This window comes from Microbispora rosea, assembly GCF_900156315.1.
In the GTDB taxonomy this organism is placed as follows: domain Bacteria; phylum Actinomycetota; class Actinomycetes; order Streptosporangiales; family Streptosporangiaceae; genus Microbispora; species Microbispora rosea.
In genome coordinates, this window is record NZ_FTNI01000003.1 from 427,071 (window position 1) to 441,264 (window position 14,194).

General features: G+C 72.4%; 11 protein-coding genes. 5 read left to right on the plus strand and 6 right to left on the minus strand.

All coding sequences use genetic code 11. The features are described 5' to 3' along the window. The first annotated feature begins 81 nt into the window (after positions 1-81). Genes BXA11_RS07070 through BXA11_RS07080 form a run of 3 tightly spaced genes read left to right on the plus strand, consistent with a single transcriptional unit; the run spans position 82 to position 3,821 of the window. A complete protein-coding gene (locus BXA11_RS07070) occupies positions 82-1,821 on the plus strand; it encodes an ATP-binding protein (RefSeq protein ID WP_083744035.1) in 1,740 nt (579 codons plus the stop codon). Beyond that, on the plus strand, positions 1,818-2,489 hold the full coding sequence (locus BXA11_RS07075) for a response regulator (protein ID WP_030505267.1): 672 nt from the start codon (positions 1,818-1,820) through the stop codon (positions 2,487-2,489). The genes BXA11_RS07070 and BXA11_RS07075 overlap by 4 nt, the downstream gene beginning before the upstream one ends. Positions 2,490-2,537: 48 nt before the next feature. Next, on the plus strand, positions 2,538-3,821 hold the full coding sequence (locus tag BXA11_RS07080; protein WP_076433723.1) for a molybdopterin-dependent oxidoreductase: 1,284 nt from the start codon (positions 2,538-2,540) through the stop codon (positions 3,819-3,821). Between the two features lie 196 nt (positions 3,822-4,017). Here BXA11_RS07080 and BXA11_RS07085 read toward each other — a convergent pair whose 3' ends face one another. After that, positions 4,018-4,443 carry a histidine phosphatase family protein gene (locus tag BXA11_RS07085; RefSeq protein ID WP_076433725.1) on the minus strand — a complete coding sequence of 142 codons (426 nt, stop codon included), beginning with the start codon at positions 4,441-4,443 and terminating at the stop codon, positions 4,018-4,020. 245 nt (positions 4,444-4,688) lie between these two features. On the opposite strand from BXA11_RS07085, the gene BXA11_RS07090 reads away from it, so the two are divergent. Next, the gene (locus BXA11_RS07090) at positions 4,689-5,303 is read left to right on the plus strand and encodes an HAD family hydrolase (protein WP_076433727.1); all 615 of its coding nucleotides are present in this window, start codon (positions 4,689-4,691) and stop codon (positions 5,301-5,303) included. A gap of 124 nt (positions 5,304-5,427) precedes the next feature. Here BXA11_RS07090 and BXA11_RS07095 read toward each other — a convergent pair whose 3' ends face one another. From BXA11_RS07095 to BXA11_RS07110, 4 genes are all read right to left on the minus strand, one after another. Next, positions 5,428-6,576, minus strand: coding sequence for an acyl-CoA dehydrogenase family protein (locus BXA11_RS07095; RefSeq protein WP_030505279.1), 1,149 nt, complete (start codon positions 6,574-6,576; stop codon positions 5,428-5,430). A 1-nt stretch (position 6,577) separates the two neighbouring features. Then, positions 6,578-7,471 (minus strand): hydroxymethylglutaryl-CoA lyase, encoded by an 894-nt coding sequence (locus tag BXA11_RS07100; protein WP_076433729.1) that lies wholly within the window; start codon positions 7,469-7,471, stop codon positions 6,578-6,580. Further along, complete coding sequence (locus BXA11_RS07105) at positions 7,462-9,405, minus strand: acetyl/propionyl/methylcrotonyl-CoA carboxylase subunit alpha (RefSeq protein ID WP_076433829.1); 1,944 nt, start codon at positions 9,403-9,405, stop codon at positions 7,462-7,464. The genes BXA11_RS07100 and BXA11_RS07105 overlap by 10 nt, the downstream gene beginning before the upstream one ends. A 74-nt stretch (positions 9,406-9,479) precedes the next feature. Next, positions 9,480-11,054, minus strand: coding sequence for a carboxyl transferase domain-containing protein (locus BXA11_RS07110; RefSeq protein WP_076433731.1), 1,575 nt, complete (start codon positions 11,052-11,054; stop codon positions 9,480-9,482). A 47-nt stretch (positions 11,055-11,101) separates the two neighbouring features. Between BXA11_RS07110 and BXA11_RS07115 the strand changes: the two genes are divergently transcribed. Further along, entirely contained in the window at positions 11,102-11,704 is a 603-nt protein-coding gene (locus tag BXA11_RS07115) for an SACE_7040 family transcriptional regulator (protein WP_030505283.1), read from the plus strand. Positions 11,705-11,849: 145 nt separating this feature from the next. Here BXA11_RS07115 and BXA11_RS07120 read toward each other — a convergent pair whose 3' ends face one another. After that, positions 11,850-14,066: a thiamine pyrophosphate-dependent enzyme gene (locus BXA11_RS07120; protein ID WP_204053561.1), complete on the minus strand. Its 2,217-nt coding sequence runs from the start codon at positions 14,064-14,066 to the stop codon at positions 11,850-11,852. Positions 14,067-14,194: the final 128 nt, after the last annotated feature.

Below are 14,194 nucleotides of genomic sequence, written 5' to 3' on the forward strand. Positions count from 1 at the left end.
GGTTTTCACCGGCGCGCCCCGCGGCCGTGAATCCGCGTACGACCCGCACCGGGAGCGAGGACGCTGAAAGCCGTGACGACGATGACCGCCAGGCTCGGACGCTGGAGCCTGGCCCGGCAGGTGCTCGTGCTGCAGATCCTGGTCGTCGGGATCACCGTGGCCGGCGCCACCCTCCTCGGTTTCCTGCGTACGCGCGAGCTTCTCGGCGACGAGGCCGCGAGGACGACGAGGGCGGTGGCGATCAGCGTGGCCGACGCGCCCACCGTGCTCGACGCGCTGGACGACCCCGATCCCTCGGCCGTGCTCCAGCCGTACGCGGAGCGGGTGCGCGCGGAGGCCGGGCTGGACTTCATCACGATCATGGACAGGGAGGGCCGCAGGTACACGCATCCCAACCCTAGGCAGATCGGCGGGCACTTCCTCGGCACCACGGCGCCGGCGCTGGCCGGGCGCACGTTCACCGAGACCTACACCGGCACGCTGGGTCCGTCCGTACGGGCCGTCACCCCCGTGCGGGACGCCGCCGGCCGGGTCCGGGCGCTGGTCAGCGCCGGCATCACGGTGGCGAAGATCAGTGCCGAGGTGCGCGGGCAGATCGGCTCGGCCGTCCTCACCGGCCTGCTCGGCCTGGCGGCGGGCATCGCCGGCGCCTACCTGGTGGGCGCCCGCCTGCGCCGTCAGACGCACGGGCTGGGCCCGGCGGAGCTGAGCCGCATGTACGAGTACCACAACGCGATCCTGCACGCGGTGCGCGAGGGGCTGCTGCTCGTCGACCGGGACGGCCGGCTGACCCTCGCCAACGACGGCGCCCGCGAGTTGCTCGGCCTGCCCGGGGACGCGGAGGGACGGCACGTGGGCGACCTCGGCCTGTCGCCCTCGCTGGCCGCGATGCTCGGCTCCGGGGAGAGCCGGTCGGACGAGATCCACCTGACCGGGGAGCGCGTGCTGGTGGCGAGCGCCGCCGTGGTGCGTTCCGGCGCCCGCTCACTCGGCACGGTGGTCACGCTCCGCGACCACACCGAGCTGCAGGCCCTCACCGGGCAGCTCGACGCCGAACGCGGCTTCGCCGAGTCGCTCCGCTCGGCCGCGCACGAGGCGGCCAACCGGCTGCACACGGTCGTCGCGCTCGTGGAGCTGGGCCGCGCCGACCAGGCCGTGGAGTTCGCCACCGCGGAGCTGCGGGCGGCCCAGCGGCTCACCGACCGCGTGGTGGGCGCGATCCGCGAACCCGTCCTCGCGGCACTGCTGCTCGGCAAGAGCGCGGCGGCCGCCGAACGCGGAGTCGACCTCGTGATCAGCCCGGACAGCGAGCTCGGCGACGTCGCCCTCGACTCCCGCGACCTCGTGACCATCGTGGGCAACCTGATCGACAACGCGATCGACGCCGCCGTACAGGGCGCCCCGCCCGCCCGGGTCCGCGTATGCCTGCGCGCCGAGGACGGCACGTTCCTGATCAGGGTCGCCGACAGCGGTCCCGGGATCGACCCCGGCGTCGTACGGGACGTGTTCCGGCGCGGCTGGTCCACGAAGGGGGACGGCCGGGGGCTCGGCCTCGCGATGGCGGGGCAGGCGGCCCGGCGCCTGGGCGGCGGCATCGAGGCGTGCGCCGGCGGTCAGGACCCCGATGGTCAAAGCCCGGGTGGTCAAAGCCCCCGTGGTCAAGACCCCGATGGTCAAGGCCCCGGTGGTCAGGACATCGGTGATCAGGCCGCCGATGGTCGGGGGGCGGTTTTCACCGTGCGGCTCCCGCTGCCGCCCCGGGCGGCCACGCCCGCGGGCGCTTCCTGCGGCGGCCCGGCACGCGCGGAGGTGCGGCCGTGATCTCGGTTCTGATCGTGGAGGACGAGGAGCTCACCGCCGAGGCGAACCGTCTGTACGTCGAGCGGGTGCCCGGCTTCCGGGTCGCCGGCGTGGCCAGGTCCGGCGGCGAGGCCGTCCGCGCGCTGCGCCGCGAGCCGGTGGATCTCGTGCTCCTCGACCTCTACCTGCCGGACATGCACGGGCTGGACGTCTGCCGGGCCATGCGGGCCGCGGGCCTCCCCTCCGACGTCATCGCCGTCACCTCCGCGCGGGATCTGTCGGTGGTCAGGTCGGCCGTGTCCGCCGGGGTCGTGCAGTATCTGCTGAAGCCCTTCACCTTCGCCCTGCTGCAGGAGAAACTCGAACGATACGCGGCGTTCCGGTCGTCGATCAGCGGGCCGGGCGAGGTCAGCGGCCAGGGCGAGGTGGACCGGGCGCTGTCCACCCTGCGCGGGACCGCCCGCCCCCACCTGCCGAAGGGGATGACGGCCGACACCCTGGAGGCCGTGGCGGGCGCGCTGCGGGACGCCGCCGACGGCCTGTCGGCCCAGGCCGTGGGCACGGCCGTGGGCGTGTCCCGGGTGACGGCCCGGCGCTACCTGGAACACCTCGTCGACACCGGCGTCGCACGACGGGTCCCGCGATACGGCGGCCCCGGCCGCCCGGAACTCCGCTACACCATCGCCTGATTGCGACATTTGCCCCGAAACGGGCAGATACAGCTCGAGGTGAGGGCCATGGAAGATCATCGCGGGCAAGACCGGTCCGGAAGCGGGGAGACCGGGTGCTCCCGCCGCAGGTTCCTCGTCTACTCGGCGGCGGGTCCGCTGGCCCTCGCCGGCGTACGACAGGCGCCGCCGCGGCGGACCGGCCCCGGATCCGCCCGGCAGGACTTCGTCGCGCAGGAGACCCCGTCCCGCTACTTCTCCCACCGGGGAAACGGCTCGGAGGAGATGAGGTGGGGCCCGGTCGGCGGATATGGGGACCTGATCCCCAACGACCGGTTCTACATCCACAACCGGGCCCGCCCGCCGCACATCGACCGTTCGTCGTGGCACCTGGAGATCACCGGTGACGCGGTCTCCCGTCCCAGGTCGTTCTCGTACGCCGACCTGCTCGCGCTGCCCCAGGTCACCGTGCGCCGCACCCTCGACTGCGGCGCGAACTGCTCGGCCTTCTTCCCCGAGCTCCCGCCTTCCGGCGACGGCCAATGGCTTCCCACCGGCTACACCCAGTGGCACTTCGGCGCGGTCGGCGCCGCCGAGTGGACCGGCGTACGGGTCAGGGACGTGCTCGCGGCGGCCGGGCTCGGCCACGCCGTCGACGTACGGTTCACCGGCCTGGACGAGATCGCCATCCCGGAGGGGACCGTGCACTACTCGGAGGTCGTCGCCGCGGACAAGGCCCTGCGGGACGACAGCCTGCTGGTGCACCACATGAACGGGGCCGACCTGCCCGTCGACCACGGCTACCCGCTGCGCGCCCTCATGTCCGGGTGGGGCGCCAACACGGCCGTCAAGTGGCTCGGCACGATCGAGGCGTCCGTACGGCGTCTGCCCGCGCAGGCCCTGCAGCGCAACCAGGTACTGGTCGGCCCGGCCTATCCCACCCCCGTCCGGCCGACCGTCGGCCGGGTCCGCAGCGCCCTCGAACTCGACGAGGGCGTCACGCTCGCGCCGGGCGACCACACGCTGCACGGCCGGGCCTGGTCCGGCGCCGGGACGATCGACCGCGTCGACGTCACGATCGAGCGAATGATCGCCCCCGGGCGCTGGGTGGCGGAGATGCCCTGGCGCAGGGCGGGGCTCCTCGCCCCGCCCGAGCCGCTGATCTGGGTGCGATTCGAGGTGCCGTGGCGAGCGGCGCGGCCGGGCCGATACCGCGTGATGTCACGCGCCCGCGACAAGGCGGGCAACGTCCAGCCCCGGCCCGCGGACGTCCCCTGGAACCAGCACGCACTCGGCTACGACGGCCACGCCCCGCTGTACCTCACCGTCCTCCCGCCCCGGACCATGCCCTGACGGGATGCGGGCCCATCAGCAGCGCCCGCCGCCGTCCAGGGACGAGGTGGCGCCGCACCGGCCAGGGCCGCGACTTCCGCGCCCATGAGCACGAACATCCGTCTCATGATCGAGGCCCTATGCCTCGCGCCGACCCGGCGGCAGCAGGAGAAGAGCTGCGTGGCCGGCAAGCGGGACCGCCGCACACGGAGGACGGTCAGTCTCCGGGCCCGCGCCAGCCGGTGTGCAGCGTGTAGTGCCAGCCCGGCTGCCAGGCGAAAGGGGCGTCCACCAGGTCTTCCAGGCGCGCGCCGGTCAGCAGGCAGTCCAGCGCCCACCTGTTGGCCGAGTGAGCGACGATCAGCACGCGGGCGCCGTCCCAGCCGGCGACCAGATCATGCAGGAAGCTCCCCGTGGCCTCGACCACCTGACGGTAGCTCTGGCCGCCCATGAAGGGCACGTCGATGTGCGCGGCCCGCCGGGCGGCCACCAGCGAGACCGGGCCGCCATTGAGCGGGCCGTAGTCGCATTCGCGCAGCCGTGGGTCGGCTTCGGAGAGCCTGCCCGGCAGCCATCCGGTGGCGATGCCCCTCTCGTTGTCCTCCGTGATCGAATGCGTCTCGTACACGATCTCGACCGCCATGCCGCCCTCCGTCTCCTGCAGACTTGCCTCGCTGCCAGACACCCGGGACGAGGTCCGGCACTTCGCCCCCCGCTGAACGCCTCCGGCGTCCGGATCAGCGTCCTTCAGCTTTTGTGACCGGCCACCCCCTCGCGGAGGCCGAAGTCGGACGCGTGCGGAGCGGGCCTGAGCCGTGGCCCTCCATTGACAAGACGCGTACGGTGCGACAGTGAGAATCGATCACCCTCGTCGGAAGGCGGCGGACCTTGTTGCCTGAACTCCATCCCGGAGACGCCGGTGCCCTGCTCTTCGACTGGGACGGAACGCTGGTGGACAGCCAGCGGGCGAACTATGTCGCGTTGGCCGGAGCTCTGGCCGAGGAGGGCGTACAGCTGGACCAGGAATGGTTCGACGCGCGCACCGGCCTCTCCTCGGCCGAGATGGTCCGTCTGCTGGTACGCGAGTGCGGGCTCACCCTCCGGCGGCCCGTGGAGGAGATAGTGGCGGATCGCGACGAACGGTTCCTGCGGACGGCGCACGAGATCCGCGTGCACCCGGAGATCGAGGCCGTGGTCTCCTCCTTCCACGGAAGGCTGCCCATGGCCGTGGCCTCCGGCGGCGCCCGGAGAGTGATCGAGATCACGCTCCGCCACCTGCCGATCCGCCACCGGTTCGGCGCCGTGGTCACCCGCGACGACGTCGAACGGGGCAAGCCCGCGCCGGACATCTTCCTGCGTGCGGCGAAGCTGATCGGCGTCCCCCCAAACAGCTGCACCGTGTACGAGGACAGCGACGAAGGCATCGCCGCCGCCCAGGCGGCGGGCATGGCGATCATCGACGTTCGGCCGCTCACCCGCCGGCCGAGCGCCACGAGCGCCTGAGGCCGTCTTCGGGGCAAGCTGCTCGTTGCCGCGGGGGGACGCCCCGGCGACGACGGCCTCCGGATGCGTGTACGCGACCCCGGCTCGCACGATCGAGCACGGCGTATCTCCAGGTAACAGCGACCTAGGCTGGCAGGCCGAGTTCGCGGGCGATGAGCATGCGCTGCACCTCGCTGGTGCCCTCGCCGATCTCCAGGATCTTCGCGTCGCGGTAGAAGCGACCGACGGGGAACTCGTTCATGAAGCCGTAGCCGCCGAAGATCTGGGTGGCGTCGCGGGCGTTGTCCATCGCGGCGTCGGACGAGACGAGCTTGGCGATCGCCGCCTCCTTCTTGAACGGCAGGCCGGCCAGCATGCGCTCGGCGGCGTGGTAGTAGGCCAGGCGGGCCGTGTGCACCCTGGCCTCCATGTCGGCGATCTTGAATTGCATGGCCTGGTAGCGGCCGATCTCCTGGCCGAAGGCCCGGCGCTCCCGCGCGTACCGCAGCGACTCGTCCACGCAGCCCTGCGCGAGGCCGACCGACAGCGCGGCGATGGCCACCCGGCCCTCGTCCAGCGTCTGGAGGAACTGCGCGTAGCCCCTGCCGCGCTCGCCCAGCAGGTTCTCCTCCGGCACCCGGCATTCGGCGAACGACAACTCCCGGGTGTCGGAGGCCGACCAGCCGACCTTGGAGTACTTCTTCGACACCGTGAAGCCGGGCGTGCCCGACGGCACGAGGATCGTGGAGATCTCCGGCCTGCCCTCCTCCCTGCGGCCGGTGATCGCCGCCACGGCGACGACGCCGGTGATGTCGGTGCCCGAGTTGGTGATGAACGCCTTCGAGCCGTTGATCACCCATTCGCCGCCGTCGAGGACGGCCGTGGTGCGCATGCCGCCCGGCACGTCGGACCCGCCGCCGGGCTCGGTCAGGCCGAACGCCCCGAGGACCTCCCCGGCCGCCATCTTCGGCAGCCACCGTTGCTTCTGGGCGTCGGTGCCGAACCGCAGGATCGGCATCTCGCCCAGCGAGACCGCCGCCTCCAGTGTGATCGCCACCGAGGAGTCGACCCTGGCGAGTTCCTCCAGGGCCAGGCACAGCGCGAAGTAGTCGCCGCCCATGCCGCCGTACTCCTCCGGGACGGGCAGGCCGAACAGGCCCATCGCGCCCATCCTGCGGACGATGTCGTACGGGAACTCGCACCGCTCGTAGTAGTCCCCGATGACGGGGGCCACCACCTCGCGGGCGAACTCCTCGACCGACTTGCGCAGCTCGACGTGCTCGTCGTTCAGCATCTCAAATCTCCTTGGCAAGAGCCTGGACGACGCGGGAGGGGCTCGGCCGGCCCAGGATCTCGGCGAGCCAGAGGCTGGTGGCGGTCAGCGACCTGACGTCCACCCCGGTCTCGACGCCGAGGCCGTCGAGCATCCACACCAGGTCCTCGGTCGCGAGGTTGCCGGTGGCGCTCTTGGCGTACGGGCAGCCGCCGATGCCGCCGGCGGAGGAGTCCACGACCGTGATCCCCCGCTTGATCGCGGTGAGCGTGTTGGCCAGGGCCTGCCCGTAGGTGTCGTGGAAGTGGACGGCCAGCCGGTCGGGCCCGACCCCCGCCTCGGCGAAGGCGTCGAGCAGCGCCTCGACGTGCCGGGGCGTGCCGACGCCGATCGTGTCGCCGAGCGACAGCTCGTAGCAGCCGAGGTCGAGCAGCCTGCGTCCGACCCGGGCGACCTGCTCGGGCGCGACCGGCCCCTCCCAGGGGTCGGCGAAGCACATCGACACGTACGCCCTGACCCGCATGCCGTGGGCGAGGGCCCGTTCGACGACAGGGGCGAACATCTCGAACTGCGACTCGACGGTCCGGTTCAGGTTGCGCTGGGCGAACGACTCGGTGGCGCTGCCGAATATCGCGATGTCGGTGACGCCCTGCTCTACCGCCCGGTCGAGGCCCCGCTCGTTCGGCACGAGCACCGGGTAGCGGACTCCCGGCACCCGGGTCAGGCTCTCCAGCAGTTCCCCGGCGTCCGCGAGCTGGGGCACCCACTTCGGGTGGACGAAGCTCGTCGCCTCGATGGTCGTCAGCCCGGCCTCGGCCAGCCGCCCGATGAACTCGCGCTTGACCTCGACGGGCACGACGGCGGACTCGTTCTGCAGGCCGTCGCGCGGGCCGACCTCGTAGATCGTCACTCGCACGGCGTCACCCTCGCCACGACCGCGTCCAGCTCCACCGTCTGCCCCGGCCTGGCCCGCAGCTCGGCGAGCACGCCGTCGGCCGGCGCCGTCAGGGTGTGTTCCATCTTCATCGCCTCCACGACGACCAGCGGCTGCCCGGCGGTGACCCGGTCGCCCTCCGCCGCCTTCACCAGCAGCACCGTTCCCGGCATAGGGCTGCGTACGACTCCGTCGCCGGCGAGCGTCCCGCCCTGCCGGTCCTTCGGGTCGCCGGGCTCGTGCCGGGTGACGGGCCATGCGCGGCCCCCCTCGGCGAGCCACACCGTGTCGCGGCTCCGGACCACCGCGTACCTCCGGGTGACGCCGCCGAGGGTGACCGCCGCCTCGTCGGCGCCCGTCCACTCCAGCCGGGCACGGCCAAGTGAACGGTCGTTAACTTCGATCTCCGCGTCGCCGGCTGCACCGCGCACCCGTACGGGCACGCCGAGCCGGTGCACGGTCCAGGCGGGCTCCCCGACGCGCCAGCCGTCCGTGACGTCCCACGGATCGCCCGAGGCGAAGCGGTCGAAGCCGGAGTGGAAGACGAGCGCGGCTGCGGCGAGCACCTCGTCCGGCGCCTCGCCGCTCACCAGCTCGCCGAGCCGCCGCTCGACGAGCCCGGTGTCGAGCCGCCCGGCCGCGACCTCCGGGTCGGCCAGCAGCGCGCGCAGGAACCCGATGTTCGTGGTGACCCCGAGGATCACGGTCGAGGCCAGCGCCCGGTCGAGGCCGGCGAGCGCGCCCGCCCGGTCCGGGGCCCAGGCGACCGCCTTGGCCAGCATGGGGTCGTAGTCGCTGCCCACGACCGTTCCCTCGGCCAGCCCGGAATCGAACCGCACGCCCTCGCCCGCGGGCTCGCGCAGGGCCAGGATCCGGCCACCGGTCGGCAGGAAGTCGCGTGCGGGGTCCTCGGCGTACACGCGGGCCTCGACGGCGTGCCCGCGCAGGCGCACCTCGTCCTGGCGGAACGGCAGGGGCTCCCCCGCGGCGATCCGCAGTTGCAGCTCGACCAGGTCGAGGCCGGTGACCATCTCGGTGACCGGGTGCTCGACCTGCAGCCGGGTGTTCATCTCCATGAAGAAGAACTCACCGGGGCGGTCGCCGGGGACGATGAACTCCACCGTGCCGGCGCCGACGTAGCCGACCGACCGGGCGGCCTGCACCGCCGCCGCGCCCATGCGGGCCCGCGTCTCGTCGTCGAGCAGCGGCGAGGGCGCCTCCTCCACGATCTTCTGGTGGCGCCGCTGCAGGCTGCACTCACGCTCGCCCAGGTGGACGACGTCGCCGTGGCCGTCGGCCATGACCTGGATCTCGATGTGCCGGGGCCGGTCCACGAACCGCTCGATCAGCAGGGTGGCGTCCCCGAAGGCCGCCGTCGCCGTACGGCGGGCCGACTCGACGGCCGCGGCCAGGCCGTCGGCGGACTCGACCCGCAGCATGCCCTTGCCGCCCCCGCCCGCGGACGGCTTGATCAGCACGGGGAAGCCGATGCGCGCGGCGGCCTCGGCCAGGTCGTCGTGCGGCTCCGCGCCGCCGGGCACGACCGGCACGCCCGCGCGGGCGACCGTCTCCTTGGCCCGGATCTTGTCGCCCATGGCCTCGATGGCCCCGGCGGGCGGGCCGACGAACACCAGGCCTTCCTCGGCGCAGCGCCGGGCGAACTCGGCGTTCTCGGCGAGGAAGCCGTACCCGGGATGGACGGCCTCGGCGCCGCTGGTCCGGGCGGCCTCGACGATCCCGTCGATGTCGAGGTATCCGCGCGGGAGCCGTACGGCGAGGTCGGCCTCGCGCACGTGGCGCGCGTCGCGGTCGGCGTCGCTGTGGACGGCGACGGCGCGCACGCCCAGGGCGCGCAGCGTGCGGATGATCCGGACGGCGATCTCGCCCCGGTTGGCGATCAGGACACTGGAGAACATCACGACCGCACCCCGTGACGGGTCGGCCGCCCGGGGAGCGGGCGAGGAGCCGGTGAACGCGTCATGTCGCTGCCTCACATCCGGAAGACGCCGTAGCCGACGGGTTCGAGGGGGGCGTTCGCGGCGGCGCCGAGCGCCAGGCCGAGGACGGTCCTGGTGTCCACCGGGTCGATCACCCCGTCGTCCCACAGGCGAGCGGTCGAGTAGTAGGGGTTGCCCTGGTGCTCGTACTGGGCCCGGATCTCGTCGGCGTCGGCGTCGCCGACCATGGTGAGCACGGTGGCGGCCTGCTCGCCGCCCATGACCGAGATGCGGGCGTTCGGCCACATCCACAGGAAGCGGGGCGAGTAGGCGCGGCCGGCCATCGCGTAGTTGCCCGCGCCGAACGAGCCACCGATGATCACCGTGAACTTCGGCACCCGGGCGCAGGCGACCGCCGTCACCATCTTCGCGCCGTGCTTGGCGATGCCCCCGGCCTCGTACGCCTTGCCGACCATGAAGCCGCTGATGTTCTGCAGGAACACCAGCGGGATCGACCGCCGGTCGCACAGCTCGATGAAGTGCGCGCCCTTGAGCGCCGACTCGCCGAACAGGATGCCGTTGTTGGCCACGATGCCCACGGGGTGCCCATGAATCCTGGCGAACCCGGTGACCAGGGTCGGGCCGTATTCGGCCTTGAACTCCAGGAACCGGCTGCCGTCGACCACGCGGGCGATCACCTCGCGCACGTCGTACGGCTGGCGGGTGTCCTGGGGGACGATGCCGTACAGGTCGTGCGGGTCGTGGAGCGGCGGCTCCGCGGGGCCCACCTCCCACGGGCGAGGACTTCTCGGCCCGAGCGACGCGACGATGTCCCGCACGATCTTCAGGGCGTGCGCGTCGTCCTCGGCGAGGTGGTCGGTGACGCCGCTGACGCGGGCGTGGACCTCGCCGCCGCCGAGTTCCTCGGCCGTGACGGTCTCGCCGGTCGCGGCCTTCACGAGCGGCGGCCCGCCCAGGAAGATCGTGCCCTGGTTGCGGACGATCACCGCCTCGTCGCTCATCGCCGGGACGTACGCGCCGCCCGCCGTGCAGGAGCCGAGCACGGCCGCGATCTGCGGGATGCCCCGCGCCGACATGGTGGCCTGGTTGTAGAAGATGCGGCCGAAGTGCTCGCGGTCGGGGAAGACCTCGTCCTGCTTGGGCAGGAACGCGCCGCCCGAATCAACCAGGTACACACACGGCAGGCTGTTGTGAAGGGCGACCTCCTGGGCCCGCAGGTGCTTCTTGACCGTGATCGGGTAGTACGTGCCGCCCTTGACCGTGGCGTCGTTGGCCACGATCACGACCTCCCGTCCCGCGACGCGCCCCACGCCGGTGATGATCCCGGCGGCCGGGGCCTGGTCGTCGTACATGCCGGTGGCCGCGAGCGGGGACAGCTCCAGGAAACGCCCGCCGGGGTCGAGAAGCGTGTCGACGCGGTCCCTCGGCAGCAGCTTGCCGCGCTGGACGTGCCTGGTCCGAGCCCGCTCGGGGCCGCCGCGCGCCGCCGCCGCGAGCCGTTCCCGCAGCTCCGCCACCAGGCGTTCGTTCGCCTCCGCGTTGCGCTTGTACGGCTCGCCGCCCGGGTCGCACCGGCTCTCCAGCACCGGCCAGTCACTCGTGCTCATGCTCGGAATGTTAATCACCGTTAACAGACTCCGTCTACCATGGTGCCGTGAAGACCGGGAGGACCGAGAAGACCCCTACCCGCAATCGGCGGGCCGAGATCCTGGACGCGGCCGCGGGCCTCTTCGCGGCGCGCGGCTTCCACGGCGTGTCCATCGAGGACATCGGCGCGGCCGTGGGCGTATCGGGGCCGGCGCTCTACCGGCACTTCAGCGGCAAGGAGGCCCTGCTCACCGAGATGCTGCTCGACATCAGCGAGCGGCTGCGCGAGCAGGGGGCACGGCTGGCCACCACCGCCGACCCCGACACCGCGGAGGCCGCGCTCGACGCCCTGCTGTCCGGGCACATCGAGTTCGCGCTGACTCACCCCGCGCTGATTCGCGTGCACGAGCGCGAGCTGGACAACGTGCCGGAGCAGGCCCGCCGGGCCATCCGGCGGCTGCAGCGGCTCTACGCGGAGGAGTGGGTGACCGTGCTGTCCGAGCTGCACCCCGCGTGCCCGCCCGCACGGCTGCGCGCCGCCACGCACGCGGTCTTCGGCCTGCTCAACTCCACCCCGCGCAGCGCAGGGGAGCTCGCCCCCGAGGCCATGGCCGACCTGCTCCGCGCCATGGCCCGCGCCGCCCTCTCCCCCTTGGGGGTGATCTTGTAGTTTAGCGCGTACGCCTTCCGTGATCTTTCAACTGCAAGATCACGGAGCAGGATGGCCGAGGTCACAAGTCATGGGCCGGATTTTATGCAAGATCACGAAACAGAGACAGGCAGGTCAGAACCCGTACGTGCGGCAAACTACACGATCACGCCGTGAGCAGCTTGCGGGCGGCGCGCTCGATGTCGGACTCCGACAGCAGGACGGTGCCGGCGGCCGGGCCGAGCGGCACGAAGCTGTCCTGTGAGGTCACCCGGGCGATCGGGCCGCGGAAGCCGTTGTCGACGAGTGCCGCGATCACGCTCTCGGAGACGCCGCCGCTGTGGCGGGTCTCGTCGGCGATCAGCACGCGGCCGGTCAGTTCGGCCGCGCGCATGATGTCGTCGACCGGCAGCGGCGACAGCCACCGCAGGTCGAGCACCCGGCAGCTCATGTCCTCCACCGTGAGCTTGACCGCCGCCCGCAGGCTCATCCGCACGCCGTTGCCGTACGTGACGATGGTCAGGTCGCGGCCGTCGCCGTACGAGCGGGCGCGGCCCACCGGCACGTGCGTCTCGGCCCAGCGCGCCGGCGGCACGTACGGCGCGAGCCAGCCCCCGTCGCCCTCCTCGAAGAGATCACGCGTGTGGTACAGCGCGATGGGTTCGAGGAACACGCAGACGCTGCCGTCCGCGCGGGCGGCGGCCAGGCAGGTGCGCAGCATCGCGGCCGCGTCGTCGGGCCGCGCCGGAGACGCGACGATCACCCCGGGAATATCGCGCAATGCGGCAATTGAGTTGTCATTGTGGAAATGTCCCCCAAAGCCCTTTTGATAGGCATATGAGGCGACTCTCACAACAAGGGGGTTGCGATACGCGCCTTGCGAGAAGAACTGCATGGTCGACGCCTCGCCGCGAATCTGATCGAGCGCGTTGTGCAGGTAGGCGAGGTATTGGATCTCCGGAACCGGCAGCAGCCCCGACACCCCGGCCCCGAGCGCGAGGCCGAGGATGGCCTGCTCGTCCAGGAGCATGTCGAACACCCGCTCGGCCCCGAACCTGCGCAGCAGCCCGCGCGTCACGCCGTACACCCCGCCCTTGCGGGCCACGTCCTCGCCGAACACCAGGACCCCGTGGTCCGCCGCCATCGCGTCGGTCAGCGCGCGGTTGACCGCCTGGGCGACCGTCAGCCTGCCCTCCTGCTCCGGCAGGGTGGCGAAGGCGCGCTCGCGCGCCTCGGCGGGCGCGGACCGCGCGACCTCGGCGGCCACCGCCTCGGGACGACGCGGCGCGAGCGGGGCCATCACCTCCGCGGCCGTCGTGAGCCGGGGCCGCCGCGCGCACTCCGACGCCAGCTTCAGCACGTGGTCACGCTCGGCCTCGTAGCGCGCGAGCAGGTCGTCGGGCTCGGCCAGGCCCGCCTCCACGAGCAGCCGCGCCGTACGGACGAGGGGGTCGCGGTCCAGGTCCGCGGCGATCTCCTTGCGGGTGCGGTAGCCGATCTCCACGTCGGAGCCGGCGTGGCCCATCAGGCGCACGGTGCGCAGGTGCAGGAACGCCGGGGTGCGGTTGACGCGCACGTGCTCGGCGGCGCGCAGCGCCGCGTCGTAGGTCTCGGCCAGATCGCAGCCGTCGGCCTGGAAGTACTCCAGCAGGGGATGCCTGGCCTGCGCGACCCACTCCGGCGGCGTCTTCACACTGATGCCGAGGCCGTTGTCCTCGCACACGAAGAGCACCGGGATCTGCAGCCCGCGGAACCGGCCGTACGCGGCGGTGTTCAGCCCCGTCAGCGCGGAGGCGTGGTTCATCGACGCGTCACCGAAGCTGCAGACGGCGACGGCGTCCCCCGGCCAGGGTGAGGGCAGGCCGAGCATGCGCGCCCGCTCGATGGCGAAGCCGACGCCGACGGCGCGCGGCAGGTGGCTGGCGATCGTGGAGGTCTGCGGGATGACGGCGAGGCCGGGGTGGCCGAACACCTTGTGCCGGCCGCCCGCGATCGGCTCCTCGGCCGACGCCGTGATCCCCAGCAGGACGTCGCGCAGCCCCTCCTCGGCCAGCCGGCCGGCCTGGGCCGAACGCGTCAAGTAGAAGGCGCCGGACCGGTAGTGCAGCAGCGCGGGGTCGTCCACCCGCAGCGCGGCGGCCACGGCGGCGTTGCCCTCGTGCCCCGACGACCCGATCGTGTAGAAGCCCTCGTCGCGCTCGCGCATGACGCGGGCGGCGACGTCGAGGAGCCGGCTGCCGAGCTGCACCGCGAACAGCTCACGGCACCGCGTGCCCGTCAGGCCCGTGCCCGGCCGCACCGGCAGGTCCGGATCCCTGGAGGGTCCAGGGGTCAGCGACCCGACGGCCTCGACGAAATGCGTCTCCACAGCGTCCCGCACCACACGGTCGATTATGTCGCACGATGCACGCTCCGTCCCGCACAGCGACAACTCCATCCACGAACGGTTATGGATCATGCTTTGACACAAATCGATGACGATAAGTCAGACGGTTAAACCGTCGCCGGTAT